The sequence below is a fragment of the Streptomyces hamibioticus genome, assembly GCF_047946815.1.
GTDB lineage: Bacteria > Actinomycetota > Actinomycetes > Streptomycetales > Streptomycetaceae > Streptomyces.
Window position 1 is genome coordinate 1,755,719 of the sequence record NZ_JBKKQY010000001.1, and the last position, 14,498, is coordinate 1,770,216.

General features: G+C 72.7%; 10 protein-coding genes. 3 read left to right on the top strand and 7 right to left on the bottom strand.

Features of this window, described 5'->3' with window-relative positions:
* Positions 1–12: 12 nt before the first annotated feature.
* The 5 genes from ACLGIH_RS07865 to ACLGIH_RS07885 all read right to left on the bottom strand — a co-directional run bounded on the left by ACLGIH_RS07865 (position 13) and on the right by ACLGIH_RS07885 (position 8,483).
* Positions 13–2,490: a glycoside hydrolase family 3 protein gene (locus ACLGIH_RS07865; RefSeq protein WP_416524508.1), complete on the bottom strand. Its 2,478-nt coding sequence runs from the start codon at positions 2,488–2,490 to the stop codon at positions 13–15.
* A complete protein-coding gene (locus ACLGIH_RS07870) occupies positions 2,487–5,207 on the bottom strand; it encodes a family 78 glycoside hydrolase catalytic domain (protein ID WP_416524509.1) in 2,721 nt (906 codons plus the stop codon). Before ACLGIH_RS07870 ends, ACLGIH_RS07865 begins: the two co-directional genes overlap by 4 nt.
* A gap of 75 nt (positions 5,208–5,282) precedes the next feature.
* Positions 5,283–6,191: a carbohydrate ABC transporter permease gene (locus ACLGIH_RS07875; protein WP_416524510.1), complete on the bottom strand. Its 909-nt coding sequence runs from the start codon at positions 6,189–6,191 to the stop codon at positions 5,283–5,285.
* Positions 6,192–6,196: 5 nt separating this feature from the next.
* The gene (locus ACLGIH_RS07880) at positions 6,197–7,081 is read right to left on the bottom strand and encodes a carbohydrate ABC transporter permease (protein ID WP_416524511.1); all 885 of its coding nucleotides are present in this window, start codon (positions 7,079–7,081) and stop codon (positions 6,197–6,199) included.
* 97 nt (positions 7,082–7,178) lie between these two features.
* Positions 7,179–8,483, bottom strand: coding sequence for an ABC transporter substrate-binding protein (locus ACLGIH_RS07885; RefSeq protein ID WP_416524512.1), 1,305 nt, complete (start codon positions 8,481–8,483; stop codon positions 7,179–7,181).
* Positions 8,484–8,750: 267 nt separating this feature from the next.
* Here ACLGIH_RS07885 and ACLGIH_RS07890 point away from each other — a divergent pair, with 267 nt between their 5' ends.
* On the top strand, positions 8,751–9,800 hold the full coding sequence (locus ACLGIH_RS07890; protein ID WP_416524513.1) for a LacI family DNA-binding transcriptional regulator: 1,050 nt from the start codon (positions 8,751–8,753) through the stop codon (positions 9,798–9,800).
* 148 nt (positions 9,801–9,948) lie between these two features.
* On the opposite strand, the gene ACLGIH_RS07895 is transcribed toward ACLGIH_RS07890, so the two are convergent.
* On the bottom strand, positions 9,949–11,208 hold the full coding sequence (locus tag ACLGIH_RS07895; protein WP_416524514.1) for an MFS transporter: 1,260 nt from the start codon (positions 11,206–11,208) through the stop codon (positions 9,949–9,951).
* A 249-nt stretch (positions 11,209–11,457) separates the two neighbouring features.
* Positions 11,458–12,375: a LysR family transcriptional regulator gene (locus ACLGIH_RS07900; RefSeq protein ID WP_416524515.1), complete on the bottom strand. Its 918-nt coding sequence runs from the start codon at positions 12,373–12,375 to the stop codon at positions 11,458–11,460.
* A gap of 128 nt (positions 12,376–12,503) precedes the next feature.
* On the opposite strand from ACLGIH_RS07900, the gene ACLGIH_RS07905 reads away from it, so the two are divergent.
* Together ACLGIH_RS07905 and ACLGIH_RS07910 are read left to right on the top strand one after the other, a co-directional pair.
* The gene (locus tag ACLGIH_RS07905) at positions 12,504–13,505 is read left to right on the top strand and encodes a fumarylacetoacetate hydrolase family protein (protein ID WP_416524516.1); all 1,002 of its coding nucleotides are present in this window, start codon (positions 12,504–12,506) and stop codon (positions 13,503–13,505) included.
* Entirely contained in the window at positions 13,502–14,494 is a 993-nt protein-coding gene (locus ACLGIH_RS07910) for a cyclase family protein (RefSeq protein ID WP_416524517.1), read from the top strand. Before ACLGIH_RS07905 ends, ACLGIH_RS07910 begins: the two co-directional genes overlap by 4 nt.
* Positions 14,495–14,498: the final 4 nt, after the last annotated feature.

Below are 14,498 nucleotides of genomic sequence, written 5' to 3' on the forward strand. Positions count from 1 at the left end.
GCCCGGGACGGCTCAGCGGAGCCTGACGGCTCGTTGTGCGGTGACGTCGCGGGACGAACGCGCCGTCGCGAAGGTGTAGGTGCCGGGTACCAGGGTCCAGGTGCCCGAATTCCAGACGGTGAGGTCCTGTACCGGGACGGTGAGGCGCAGCCGCTTCGCCCCCGCCGGCGGGAGTGTGACCTTCTGGAAGCCGACCAGGCGGCGGGGTTCGGCCGCTGCCGCTCCCGGCAGGGTGGCGTAGACCTGGAGGACTTCGGTGCCCTGGCGCCGGCCCGTGTTGGTGACGGTGACGGCGAGGGTGACGTTGCGGGTCGCCGGGTCGTAGTCGGCTTCGAGGGAGCCGTGGGTGAAGGCGGTGTAGGACAGGCCGTGGCCGAAGGGGAAGCGGGGGCGCTGCCCCTTGAGGTCGTAGTAGCGGTATCCGACGGCGATGCCCTCGTCGTAGGAGACGGTGCCGTCGGTGCCGGGGTAGGTGGCGGGGGTGGTGCCGGGTCCCTGGGCGGCGTCGGCGGGGAAGGTGACCGGCAGCCGGCCCGCGGGGTCGCTGTCGCCGAAGAGGACGGCGGCCAGGGCGGTGCCCATGCCGCGGCCTCCGTACCAGGCCTGGACGACGGCCGCGACGTCGTCGGCCCAGGGTGTGGCGACCGGGCCGTCGGTGTTGAGGACGACGATCGTGCGCGGGTTGGCGGCGGCGACGGCGGTGATGAGCTGGTTCTGGTCCCCTGGCAGTTCGAGGCCGTCGTGGTCCATGGCCTCGCCGGCGACCCGGTTGACGAAGACGACGGCGGCGTCGGCGCCTCGGGCCGTCGCCACCGCCTCGGGGATGAGCGACTCGGGCTGCCAGCCGAGGGTGAGGCCGCAGGTGCCGGGCTCCGCGGTGGCGTTCGTGTAGGTCAGCTCCGCGGTGACGGCCCGGCCCGCGGTCAGTTCGGCGGTGCCCTGGAGCGGATAGTCGTGGGGGCCGAGGAAGAAGCGGCGCATCTGCCGGGTGCCGGAGACGACGGTCCGGCCGTCGATCCTCAGGGTCGCGGTCCCGGCGGGCAGCAGGGAGAAGCGGTGCAGGCCGGTGCCGGCCGGGACCAGGGTGCCGGTCCACTTCGCCGACCACACCTCGGGAAGGCCGTCCACCGGAGGGGCGGTGAAGTCGACGGTCGGGTCGGTGCGGGTGGTGACGGGCGTGCCGGCGGCCTCGGGGCCCGGGTAGTAGGTGGCGGTCAGGCCGGCCGCTCCGGCGGTGCTGCGCAGGGCACCGGACGGGATCGTGGTGAGGGGCAGGTCGCCCTTGGTGCCCTGGGCGTGGGTCACCTCGACCGAACTCCCGGCGCGGGCACGGATCGCCTGCAAGGGGGTGGTCCACGTGCCGGGGTCGACGTAGGTGGAGCCGGACACTCCGGTGAACGCGTCGGTGCAGGCGGGGCCGATGACGGCGAGGGACTTCAGCGTCGCGGGGAGCGGCAGCGCCGAGGAGCGGTTGGTGAGCAGCACGGTGGAGGCGACCGCGGTCTCGTGGGCGAGGTGGTGGTGTTCCTCGGTGCCGACGTGGTCGGCCGGGCCGGGGACGGGGTGGTCGAAGAGGCCGTTCGCGTACATCGTGACCAGGATGCGGCGGGCCGCGTCGTCGAGCCGGGAGGCCGGTACGGCGCCGCCGGTGAGGGCGCCCGCGGGGATCCTGACGGCGCCGGGGCCGAGTCCGGCGAGGTCCATTCCGGCCCGGGCCGCGGCGACCTGATCGGCGCCCGCCCAGAAGTCCGGCACGGTGTAGCCGGTCAGGCCGATGTCCTTCTTCAGGTCGTCGAACAGGGCGGGGTGTTCCGTGGCGAAGGTGCCGTTGATCTTCGGGTAGGCCATCATCACCGAGGTGGTCGGTGCGGCGGCGACGACGTGGCGGAAGGGCGCCTCGTAGATCTCGTGCAGGGCGCGGCCGGAGACTCGGGTGTCGGTGGAGAAGCGGTTGGTCTCCTGGGTGTAGGCGGCGAAGTGCTTGACGGTGGCCACCACGTGCCGGCTCTGCATGGCGCTGGTGAGCGCCGCGCCCAGCCGGCCGGCCAGCAGCGGGTCCTCCCCCATGGCCTCGGACTGGCGGCCGAAGTGCCAGGTGCGGGTCAGGTCGACGGTGGGGCCGAGGAGGTTGTTGTAGCCCTTGGCGCGGCCCTCCGTGGCGATGGCGCGTCCGACGCGGCCCGCGAGGTCCTCGTCGAAGGTCGCCGCCTGCGCCACGGGGACGGGGAAGGCGGTCACGCCCCGCTCGCCGCGCAGGCCCGCGGAGGCGTCGGCCATGGCCAGGGCCGGGATGCCCAGGTGGGCGACGGCCGGGAAGTCGCACCGGACCAGGGCTTCCTTCTCGGCGGCGGTCATCCGGGCGAGCAGCGCGTCCGCCCGGGCCTGCGCGGCGGAACCGGCGGCGGCCGCGGCCCGTCCGCTCAAGGCCGGGGCCGTGCTCACGGCCAGGGCGGTGAAGGCGGCGGAAGAGAGGAACGTTCGTCTGTTCACAGCGGCTCTCCGGAGGACGGGGGCGGCGGCCCGGTGGGTTGCCGCCGGGGTGGGGAGGTGGGGCCGGCCGCGGTGTCAGGTTCCCGGTCGGCCCCGGTCTGGTGGGTGTTCCGTTTCGTCGCGGCGGTCGCCGTCGCGTCCCGCGGCGAGCGGTCGCGGTATTCGGGTGGGATCCGGCCGTGCAGGACGTGGGTGCCCGGACCCAGCGTGACCGGGTCGCGGCCGGGCAGTTCGGCCGTGGCCCGGCAGCCGTCCGGCACTTCGGCGCGGGCGGTCAGGCCCGTAGGGGTCACCTCCCAGTCCAGGCCGACCGGTCCGTAGGGCGTGAGGTGCCGGGTGCGGGCCCAGTCGATGCCGCCCCCGGGGCGGGGGCGAAGGACGATCTCGCGGTAGCCGGGCGCCTTGGCGGTGATGCCGCCGACGACCCGGTGCAGCCAGTCGGCCACCGCGCCGAGGGCGTAGTGGTTGAAGGAGGTCATGCCGCCCGGATTGAGCGTGCCGTCGGGGCGCAGGCTGTCCCAGCGCTCCCAGATGGTGGTGGCCCCCATCGTCACCGGATAGAGCCAGGACGGGCACTCGGTCTGGAGCAACAGGCGGTAGGCGACGTCGAGATGCCCCGTGTCGGTCAGTGCGTCGCAGATCAGCGGCGTGCCGACGAAGCCGGTGGCGATACGGGCGTCGTCGTCGAGGACGAGCCGGGCCAGGCGGTCGCCGGCCGGCTGCCGCTGCCGCGGTGTGAGCAGGCCGAAGGCGAGGGCCAGGGCGTAGGCGGTCGGGCTGTCGCTGGTCATGCCGCCGGACGGGGTGACGTAGCGGCGGCGGAAGGCCTCGGCCACCTCGTCCGCCAGCGTGCCGTACCGCTCGGCATCCGCTTGCTCGCCCAACTCGGCGGCGGCCAGGGACAGGTGGCGGGCGGAGTGGGCGAAGTAGGCGGTGGCGACGAGATGGCGGTCGGTGCGGCCGGCGGCGGGGTCGTCCGGCGGGGCCGCCGGGTCGAGCCAGTCCCCGAGCTGGAAGCCGGTGTCCCACAGACGGTCCGGGCCGGCGAGCCGTTCCACGAGGTCGACCCACGCCCTGGCCATGGGGTAGTGGCGGCGCAGCAGGCCGAGGTCGCCGAAGCGCCGGTAGAGCGTCCAGGGCGTGAGGGTGGCGACGTCGCCCCAGGCGGCCCCGGGCCGGATCGGCGTCCACAGCGGCCCGCCCGGGACGACGGGGACGTACCAGGGGATCGTTCCGTCCGGAAGCTGCTCCAGTGCGACGTCGGTCAGCCAGGAGTCGAGCAGGCCGGCGCAGTCGTAGAGGAAGCTCGCGGTCGGGGCGAAGACCTGGATGTCGCCGGTCCAGCCGAGGCGTTCGTCGCGCTGGGGGCAGTCGGTGGGGATGTCGACGAAGTTGCCGCGCATGCTCCACACGGCGTTCTCGTGCAGCCGGTTGACCAGCGGATCGCTGCACTCGAACCAGCCGGTACGGCGCATGTCGGTGTGGTACACGCGGGCGGTCACCGCGTCCGGGGTCAACTCGCCCGGCCAGCCGGTGACTTCGGCGTGGCGGAAGCCGTGCAGGGTGAAGCGGGGCTCCCAGGTGAGCGGGCCGTCGCCGGAGAGGACCAGCCGGTCGGTGGCGTGCGCCTCGCGCAGCGGACGGGTGGCCGGTTCGCCGTCCTGGAGGACCTCGGCGTGCCGGAAGGTGAGGGTGCTGCCGGCGGGCCCGTCGACGGTGACCCGCAGCCGGCCGACGAGGTTCTGGCCGAAGTCGAGCAGATGACGGCCGTCGCGGGTGCGGGTGACGGTGACGGGAGCGATCTCCTCGGTGCAGCGCACGGGTGGCCCCTGCGGGGCGACCAGGGTGGCCGGGTCCCGGCTGCCGGTGCGTACGGGTGTCCAGGGGGCCGAGGCGGCGCCGGCCGGGGTGGACCAGGCCGGGTCGTGCTGCCGGGCGTCGAAGGTCTCGCCCTCGTACAGGCCGCTGGTGAGGATGGGGCCGGGTGCGGCGAGCCAGGTGCCGTCGGTGGCGACGACGAGGGTGGTGCCGTCGTCGTACGCCACCTCGAGCTGGGCGATGAGGGACTGGTCGGTGCCGTAGATGTTGCGCGTGCCGCCGTCGAAGCCGTACCTGCCCCGGTACCAGCCGTCGCCGAGCCAGGCGCCGACGGTGTTGGCGCCCTCGACGAGGTGGCCGGTGACGTCGTGGGTGCGGTAGCGCAGCCGGTGGGGGTAGACCGTCCAGCCCGGCGCGAGGGCCTCGTCGCCGACGCGGCGGCCGTTGATCTCCACCTCGTACAGGCCGTGGGCGGTGACGTAGAGGCGGGCGCGGAGGACGGACCGGTCGAGGCGGAAGTCCTTGCGGACGCGGGCCGGGCGGCGCTCGGCCGCGGGGTCCTCGTCCCAGCCCGCCCCGACGGGGACCGCCTGCCAGTCGGCGGGGCCCAGCAGTCCGGCCTCGACGGCGCTCGGCTCGCTCCAGGCCGACGGGCCGCTGCCCGGCGTCCAGACGCGGACGCGGACGGTGGCGCTCTCGCGGGAGGTCAGTGGGTCGCCGGGCCAGGCCACCAGGACCTGGGCGGGGCCGGCCACGCGGCCGGTGCGGTGGACCCGGCCGGAGCGGTCGATCTCGAGTTCGTACGCCTCCTGGGTGCCGCGGCCCGGCGGGAGCGTCCACGTCAGACGGGGCGTGGGGACGCCGATGCCGAGGCCGTCCGGGAGGTGCTCGAAGGTCACCGGGGAGGGCTGAGGGGGGAGCAAGGGGAACCTTTCGTCACAGGCGCGGGAGCGGGGTGGGGGGGCGGGCCGGGGTCAGCCCTTGAGCGCTCCCGAGGTGAGGCCCTTCATGACCTTCTGGTTGAGGAAGAGGTAGATCAGGAGGGTGCCGAAGACGTTGATGCAGACGGCGGCGAACAGCGGGCCGTACTGGGTGGCCCCGAAGTCGCCCGTGAAGTTCAGCAGGCCGACCTGGATGGTGCGCAGGTCCTGGCTGTTGGTGAAGGTCAGCGCGATGAGCAGGTCGTTCCAGATGAAGAAGAACTGCACCAGGCCGACGGTGAGCAGCGCGTTGCGGGCCAGGGGGAGGCTGATGGTCCAGAAGGCGCGCAGGATGCCGGCGCCGTCGATGGTGGCCGCCTCGAACAGCTCCCGCGGAACGGACCGGTAGTAGGTGGCCATCATGAAGACGGTCAGCGGCAGTCCCGTACCGGTGTAGGTCAGGATCAGCGGCCACAGCGTTCCCGACAGCCCGGCCTGGAAGTAGACGGTGAACAGCGGCAGCAGGATCATCTGCGGAGGCACCATCATGCCCGCGAGGAAGACCAGCAGGGTGAGGCTGCGGCCCTTCCACACCATGATCTGGAGGGCGAAGCCGGCGGCCGTGCCCAGCAGCAGCGTCAGCGCCAGGGCCGGGAGGACCGCCAGCAGGCTGTTCTGCACGTACAGGCCGATGTGGCCGGTGGTCCACGCCTCGGAGTAGTTGCCCCACTCCCACGTCGTGGGCAGGCTCCAGGTGGAGTTGTCGAGGTAGTCGTCGTTGGACTTCAGCGACGTCAGGAACATCCAGACCAGCGGGTAGATCTCGGCGACCAGCAGCAGGCCGACGACGATCCTCACCCACAGCCGGCCGCCCTTGCGGGGGCGCCGCGTGCGGGTCCTGCCGTCGGGCGCTGTCCGGCCCGGGCGGCGCACGGAGGTCTTCGCGGTGATGTCGGTGGCCATGGCTCTCAGCCCTCCGTGAGGTCGCGCCGCGAGACGCGGTGCACGACCAGGCTCACCAGCAGGCACACCACGGTCAGCAGCAGCGCGATGGTGCTGCCGTAGCCGTACTCGCTGTAGGTGAACGACGTCTGGAACATGTACAGGGTCAGCGGGGTGGTGCCGTTGCCCGGGCCACCGCCCGTGAGGGCCACGATCGAGTCGAAGACCTTCAGGGTGCCGTTGACGCTGAAGATCAACGAGGACATCAGCACGGGCAGGGACAGCGGCAGCACGATGTGGCGCACCAGCCTCGGCCCGGTCGCCCCGTCGAGCCGGGCCGATTCGAGGACCTCGTCGGGGATGTCGACCAGTCCGGCGAAGAGCAGGACGGCGTAGAAGCCCATGGAGCGCCAGATGTCCATGACGATCAGCACCCAGAAGGCGCTCCCCGCGCCGCCGAAGAAGTCGACCGAGTCCAGTCCGGCCGCGTTGAGCAGGGAGTTGACCGGGCCGGGCTGCGGGGCGACCTGGAAGAACTTCTGGAAGAGCAGGCCCACCGCCACCGTGGGGAGGACCACGGGGAAGAACACCAGGGTGCGGATGAGCGCCGAGGCGCGCTTGAGGAAGAAGACGTACAGCAGCGCCAGCAGGTAGCCGGCGACGACCTGACCGGTGGTGACGACGACGGCGTACTTGAGGGTGAACCACAGGGCGTCGTGGACGGCCGGATCATCGAGCAGGCGGGAGAAGTTGGCGACGCCGTTGCCGCTGAACCCGTCGATGGTGTTGCCCCGGGTGAAGGAGTACCCGAGCGACCACACCATCGGGACCAGCATGATCAGTGAGTAGACGAGGAGGGCGGGACCGAGCAGGAGGGCGACTGCCCTGCGGTCACCGAGCACGCGGTGCATGGGGGTCCACTTCGTGTTCGTAGAAGAGACTTGCCGGAACGGGGCCGGGGGGCGGCTCGCGCGGTGCGTCACGGGGCCGGCGGGCCGCCCCGGCCGGTCACCGGCCGGCCAGCGCGTCCTGGACCGTCTGCATGAACTGCTCGGGGCTGATGGTTCCGGTGACCAGGCTCGCCGCGTTCTGCTGGCTGACGGTGGTGGCCTTGGTGCTGAACAGGGCCTCGAACCACAGCACGTTCCGCGTCGAGGAGCTGATGGTGTCGCGGACCTGGGTGGTGACCTCGTTGGCGTCCTTCACCTCGGTGCTGACCTTGAAGCCCGAGATGGAGCCGTGGTCCTTCAGCGCGGTGCTGCCGTAGTTCTTCGCGATGCAGGAGACCCAGTCGCCGGTCTTGTCGTCGAAGGACTTCGCGCCGAGGGTGATGCCGAGGCCGACGTTGGAGGGGTACTGGCCGATCGAGCCCTCGCCGCCCGCGACGGCCGGGAACGGCATGAAGCCGACGTTCTCCGCTCCGACCTTGTTCTGCTGTTCGTCGGAGATGTTCGCCAGCGCCCAGCTGCCCATGTAGAACATGGCGGCCTTGCCGGTGAGGAACTGGTTCATCGCGGTGTCGTAGTCGATGGAGCCGACGCCCTTGCCGAAGTAGCCCTTCCTGCCCAGCTCGGCGACTTCCTCTGCCGCCTCGACGTACTCCGGGTCGGTCAGCTTCGCCTTGCCGTCGGCCACCTTCCGCAGGGCTTCGGGACCGAGGCTGCGGTAGAGGTAGCCGCTGATCAGGCGGGTCAGGGGCCAGCCCTGCTCCCCGGAGGCGGAGAACGGCTGGACGCCCTCGGCCTCCAGCTTCGCCGCCGCCTTCACCAGCTCCTCCCAGGTGCCCGGCACCTTCAGCCCGTTCTCCTCGAAGAGCTTCTTGTTGTAGAAGATCCCCTCGATGTTGTACTCGTAGGGCAGCACCCGCAGCTCGCCGCCGTACAGCGCGTAGACGGTGGAGACGGCGGCCGGCTCCAGCCGGTCGAAGACGCCGAGCTTCTTCAGCTCCTCCTCCAGGTCGGCGACCTTGCCGGACTCGGCCAGCTGCTGGGTCAGCGCCGGGGCGTTGCCCGCCGCGAACTGCACCGGGAGCGCGTCCTGGCCGGCCAGCAGCTGGAGCTTCTGGTCCAGGCTCGCCTGCGGCACGGTCTCCACCTTCAGCGGCAGGGCGTCGTCGGCCGTCCTGCACTCGCCCTTGGACAGGGTGGTCAGGGCGGTCTTGACGGTGGTGTTCTCGGTGACGCTCAGGTAGCTGAACTCCTTCGGCGCGGCCGAGGTGCCGTCGCCGCTGCCGCCGCAGGCGGTGGCGAGCAGCGCCAGCGAGGCGGTACCGGCTGTGAAGAGGCTCAGTCGTGCACGACGGGCACGGGGCATGCGAGAGGACACGGAAGACTCCCGGGGATCACGGGGTGGAGGCAGGGTGCGGGGAAACGGCGCCAAGGGCGGCGAGCCAGGCCCGGCAGCACGGGGAGAGCGTGTAAAACGTTCTCTACAGCGAGTGAGCAACACCCTGCACGCCTCCCCAACGTCCGTCAAGACACAGCCCGGTAACACCGCGATGACGCAAGAAGGTCTTGACGAACCCCAGGGCCTGCCATGTAGACCGTTACACCAATACCTACGAATCTCGGAGCGCAGACGATGGACGGGGCTGCCGCGCCCAAGCAGAACAAGCGCGTGACCATCACGGATGTCGCCCGGCACGCCGGCGTCTCCACCGCCGCGGTCTCCAAGGTGCTGCGCAACGCCTACGGCGTGAGCCCGGCCATGCGGGACAAGGTCCGGGCGGCCATCGCCGAACTCGGCTACCGCCCGCACGCGGCGGCGCGGGGCATGCGCGGCCGGACCTACACGATCGGCGTCCTGCTGGACAACGTCCGCAACGCGTTCTTCGCCGACATCCTCGACGGCATCCGGGACGAGCTGCGCCAGAGCGAGTACACGGTGCTGATCGGGGCGGCCGGATTCGAGCCGGAGGACCAGGCCAGGACCATCCGTTCCCTGGTCGACCGCCAGATGGACGGGCTGATCCTGATCGCGCCGGGAACCGCGCGCGACGAGATCCTCACCACGGCCGCCACGACGCCGACCGTGGTCATCGGCCATCACGACACCGCGGACGGCCACGACTCGGTCGTGGACGCCGACGACGTCGGCGCCGGCCTGGTCGTCGACCATCTCGTCTCGCTCGGCCACCGTGACATCGCCCTGGTCTCGGCACCCGGCACGAAGGCCAACCGGTGGAGACGCACGCCGGAGATCGTGCTGACCGACGGCTATCTGGAGGCCATGGAACGGCACGGCATCGCGGAGCACGCGCGCGTGCAGCACGCCGCCTACTCCGACGACGGCGGCTTCAAGGCGGGCATGACCCTGCTGACGGCCGAGCGGCCGCCGACCGCCGTCATGACCGGCGCCGACGTCGCCGCCCTGGGCATCTACCGCGCCGCCCACGAGCTCGGCCTGCGCATCCCGGACGACCTCTCGCTGGTCGGCTACAACAACACCGCGCTGGCCGCCCTCGCCCCCGTCCAGCTCACCAGCGTCGACCAGGCGGGACACACCATGGGCTGCGCCGCCGCCCGCCTGCTCATCGAGCGCGTGGAGGGCCGGCGCGACCGGGCGATGCGGACCACGATGACGCCCCGGCTGGTGGTGCGCGGCAGCACCGCCGCACCGGGAGGCCGTTAGACCGCCGAGCACGCCGGCGCCGGACACGCCTTCACCGAGCACGTCCCCGTCGTGCTGCCGCCGGAGCTGGTGGTGCGCCGGTCGGTCACGGGGGCACCGGCGCGGTGACCCCGGCGGGAGTGACCCGGGCCGGAGTGACCCGGGCCGGTCAGGGCTGTTCGGGGGCATGGTGGGCGAGGATCCGCGGCGCACGGCGGGTCAGCGGCAGCAGGACGGCCGCGACCAGCAGGGTGACCAGGCCGAGCGCGCCGACGGCCGAGGCCAGGTCGCCCAGGGCGCCCTTGCCGCCGAGCAGGACCAGCGGGCAGACGAACTCGCCGAGGAAGAAGGCCGCCGTCCACAGCCCGGTACCGCGTCCCCGGTCGGCGAAGTCGAGGCGGGACATCGCCAGCGTCAGCAGCGACGGCAGCAGCAGCCCCGTACCGACGCAGTTCAGCACGGCTCCCGCGATCAGCAGGGGCAGGCCGTCGGCGGTGCCCATGACGAGGAAACCGCCTCCGCACAGCAGGAAGAGGGCGGGCAGCCTGCGCCGCGGCCGGTCGGTGAGCCGGGTGAAGAGAGCCGAGCCGAGCACGGTGGCGGCGCTGGCGATCGCCGTGACCAGGCCGATCACACCGGTGGACGCCACGCCCAGATCGTCCAGGAGGTAGGACATCTCCACGGGCACGGTGTAGAAGACGATCGCGCCGAACACGGTCAGCAGGCAGATACCGGCCATCCTGCGCACGGGGAAGGGTCTCGCGCCGCCCCGGGTCCGTTCGCCGTCGCCGTGCTCGTGCCAGGCCGCGGGCGCCGGGGCGGGAGCGGGGGCGGGCAGCAGCCGCGCCATCGCCGGGGCGAGCAGCAGGCCGACCGCGTACAGCCAGAACGGCGCGCGCCAGCCCGCGGCCCCGAGGGCACCGCCGAGGACGAAGAAGACCGTGGCGGACGCCGCGGCGCACATCGTCTGCAGTGCGAGGTAGCGGTCGCGGACCCGGCCGGTGTAGTAGTCGCCGATCAGTGTGGTGCAGCAGGTCATGATCGCCGCCTCGGCGACGCCCACCAGCACGCGGCTCACCACGATGGCGTGCAGCGAGTCCAGCCACAGCGGCGCGGTGCCGAACAGCGCGTACAGGACCGTCGCCGCGATCAGCAGCCGCTTGCGGCCGAGCCGGTCGACGACCACACCCGCGAACGGGGCGAGCAGCGCCAGGGACAGCGCCGGGACGGTCAGCACCAGCGGGACCAGCGCCGCGTTGCCGGGCACGGCCCCGAAGTGCTCCTGCATCCGGGGCAGGACGGGAGCGAGCAGCACCGCGCCGAGGACGGGCAGGCAGCTGCCGGCCATCAGCAGCACGGCGGGCAGCCTGCCCTGCACGGCGGAGGCGCCCCCGTGGTCACGGGCGGGCGGGGCGGCGGGAACGGGCATGGCGGCACTCCGGGGCGCGGCGGCAGGATGGCGCCCCGGAGCGCACGGGTCCGGATGTCGGGGACCGCGACACGCGGGCGCGTGATGTGCCACGACTATGCGGCCCGGGTGCCGGCCTGCCCACCCTTGGCGCGATCCGAGTTCCGGATGCCGTCGATCCAGCGGATCGATACCCGCGGGCGACCGGGCACGGAGGGTCAGTCCGCCGGAACGCGGACCCGGCTCAGCACTCCGGAACGCGGACCCGGCTCAGTCCGCCGGAACGGGCGCCATGCGCCTGCCGACCCGGGCGGCCGTCTCCCGCAGCCAGATGTGCGCCGCGTCGTGGGTGTGCACCGGATGCCACCACAGGGCCTCCTGCAGCGGCACGGCCTCGTACGGCGGCTCCACCACGCGCACGGCCGCGAGCGGCTGGACCAGCCGGGCGAGGCGGGCCTGGACCAGGGCGATGCGCCGGGTGCCCGCCACCAGCAGCGGCAGCAGCTGGAAGCTGTCGACGGACACCTCCACGCGGGGTTCGATGCCGAGCATGCCCAGCTGGCGCACGGCCGGCGCGTCGTAGGTGCGCTGGTAGGTGACCCACGGCAGCCGGGCGAGGTCGTGGCGGGTGAGGCGGTCGTCGACGCTGGGGTGGCCGTCGGCGACGAGGAAGACCCAGCGGTCGTCGTACAGCTCGGTGGCGGGGAAGTCGCTGATGACGCCGTGCGGCATGAGCAGGCCGTCGGTGGCGCTGAGCAGGGTGGCGGTGTCCTCCACCACGGTGGTCGGGGTCTGGGCGAAGCGGAGCCGGATGCCGGGGGCCTCCTCGTGCACGACGCGGGCGAGCTCGGCGCCGAACACGGCGACGGCGTAGTCGGAGGCGATCAGCCGGAACTCACGGCTCTCCACGGCGGGGTCGAAGTCGGCCTGGCTGGCGAAGAGGCGCTCCAGGACGTCGTAGGCGGTCGCGGTGCGGTCCAGGAGGACCTGCCCGAGGGCGGTGAGTTCGTAGTGGCCGCCGACGCGGGCGAGCAGCTCGTCGTCGAAGTGCCGGCGCAGCCGGGCCAGGGCCGCGCTCATCGCCGGCTGGCTGAGCCCGACCCGCTGCCCCGCGCGGGTCACGTTGCGTTCCTCCAGCAGGGCGCGCAGGGCGACGACGAGGTTGAGGTCGAGGCGGGCCAGGTTCACGGGACTTCCCCTTGCTGCAAGGCGTCGGCCAGGAGTGAATAAAGCGCATGGATGCCGATCATCCACACAATCTATTTCCCTGATCGCGGGTGGCGGGTCCAGATTAGTCGCACCGCCATCAGGAGGACATGTCCGTGAAACCTGAACCCGCGTCCGCGCTCTTCGCCGGGCCCTTCGCCCTCGCCACCCTCTCGGCCCCGGACGGGCCGGCCTTCCCCGCCCTCGTCACGCCGGACGGGCGCGTGCTCGACCTCCGGGTCCCCTTCCAGGACGAGCGGTTGACCGTCCGGCGGATCCTGGACGTCTGGGACACGGCCGCGGCGCGGCTCGCGGCGCTGGCCGGCGGGAGCGGTCCGGACCGCCGGCCGCTCGCAAACTTCCGGGTGCACGCTCCGGTCGAGCCGCGCCAGGTCTTCCAGTCGGGCGCCAACTACCGGCAGCACGTGATCGACCTGCACGTGGCCCACCGCGCTCCGGGCGACGACCGGCCCGAGGAGGCGCGGCGCGCCGAGGCCGCCGAGATCATGGACCGCCGGGCGGCCGAGGATCTGCCGTACGTCTTCATCGGCCTGCCGAGCGCGATCACGGGCCCGTACGACGACGTGGTGCTGCCCGCGTGGGCCGGGAAGCCGGACTGGGAGCTGGAGCTGGCCGCCGTGATCGGCCGGCCCGCCCACCGGGTGTCCGTCGAGGAGGCCCCGGAGTACGTCGCCGGGTACACGATCGCCAACGACCTGACCGACCGGGCGACCGTGTTCCGCCGGGACATGCCGCAGATCGGCACCGACTGGCTGCGCAGCAAGAACGCCCCCGGCTTCACCCCGCTCGGCCCGTGGATCGTGCCCGCCTCGTCCCTCGCCGACACCGGCGGCCTGCGGGTGACGCTGAAGCTGAACGGCGAGACCATGCAGGACGAGTCCACCGAGGACATGATCTTCGGCGTGGCGCGGATGGTGTCCTACGCCTCGCAGACCGCCCGCCTCCTCCCCGGCGACCTGGTGCTCACCGGCTCCCCGGCCGGCAACGGCATGCACTGGGGCCGGCTGCTGCGCGACGGCGACGTGATGGACGGCTCCATCACCGGCCTCGGCGCCCAGCGCACCCGGTGTGTCGCGGAGGCCGCGTCATGAGCCTCGACCGCCACGACCCCGAGGGCTCGATCGCCCGAGCGGCCAAGGCCTGCTCCAACTGGGGCCGTTGGGGCGCGGACGACGTCCTGGGCACCCTCAACTTCCTCGACGAGGCCAAGCGCCGCGAGGGCGCGGCCCTCGTCCGGCGGGGCGTCAGCTTCTCGCTGTCGCAGCGGTTCGACATGAACGGCCCGCAGAAGGGCTGGCGGCGGCGCACCAACCCGGTGCACACCATGCTGGACACCGGCACCGACGCCGCCCTCGGCAACCAGGGCTTCCCGCACGGCATCGGCGGCGCCGACGACGTGATCACGATGCCGCTGCAGTGCTCCACCCAGTGGGACGGACTCGGGCACATCTTCGACCACGGCAAGGCGTGGAACGGGCGCCCGGCGGAGCGGGTCGTCACCTCCGAGGGCGACCTGGTCACCGGCATCGAGCACATGGCGCCGCACGTCGCCGGGCGCGGGGTGCTGCTGGACGTCGGCCGGGTGATCGGCGAGGACGGGGAGCTGCCCGACGGGTTCGCCGTCACCGAGGAGCACCTGGCGGCGACCGCCGAGGCCCACCGAGTGACCGTCGGCCGCGGCGACCTCGTCCTGGTCCGCACCGGTCAGCTCGCCCGGGTCCGCCGACGGCGGTCCCCCCACGCGGAAGGCGGCGGGGGAGGGTGGGGCGACTACGCGGGGGGCCCGGCGCCCGGCCTGTCCTTCACCACCGCCGGCTGGCTGCACGGCACCGAGATCGCCGCCATCGCCACCGACACCTGGGGCTTCGAGGTGCGGCCCAACGAGTTCGAGCACGCCTTCCAGCCGCTGCACCAGGTCGCCATCCCGCACATCGGCCTGCTGATCGGCGAGATGTGGGACCTGGAGGCGCTGGGCGAGGACTGCGCGGCCGACGGAGTGTACGAGTTCTGGCTCACCGCCGCTCCCCTGCCCATCACCGGCGCGGTCGGCTCCCCCGTCAACCCGATCGCCGTCAAGTAAGCGG

Bases quoted from the DNA above. Each gene is read 5' to 3' on its own strand.
- ACLGIH_RS07875 (WP_416524510.1), bottom strand. From the start codon at position 6,191: ATGGCCACCGACATCACCGCGAAGACCTCCGTGCGCCGCCCGGGCCGG.
- ACLGIH_RS07880 (WP_416524511.1), bottom strand. From the start codon at position 7,081: ATGCACCGCGTGCTCGGTGACCGCAGGGCAGTCGCCCTCCTGCTCGGT.
- ACLGIH_RS07885 (WP_416524512.1), bottom strand. From the start codon at position 8,483: ATGCCCCGTGCCCGTCGTGCACGACTGAGCCTCTTCACAGCCGGTACC.
- ACLGIH_RS07890 (WP_416524513.1), top strand. From the start codon at position 8,751: ATGGACGGGGCTGCCGCGCCCAAGCAGAACAAGCGCGTGACCATCACG.
- ACLGIH_RS07895 (WP_416524514.1), bottom strand. From the start codon at position 11,208: ATGCCCGTTCCCGCCGCCCCGCCCGCCCGTGACCACGGGGGCGCCTCC.
- ACLGIH_RS07905 (WP_416524516.1), top strand. From the start codon at position 12,504: ATGTCCGTGAAACCTGAACCCGCGTCCGCGCTCTTCGCCGGGCCCTTC.
- ACLGIH_RS07910 (WP_416524517.1), top strand. From the start codon at position 13,502: ATGAGCCTCGACCGCCACGACCCCGAGGGCTCGATCGCCCGAGCGGCC.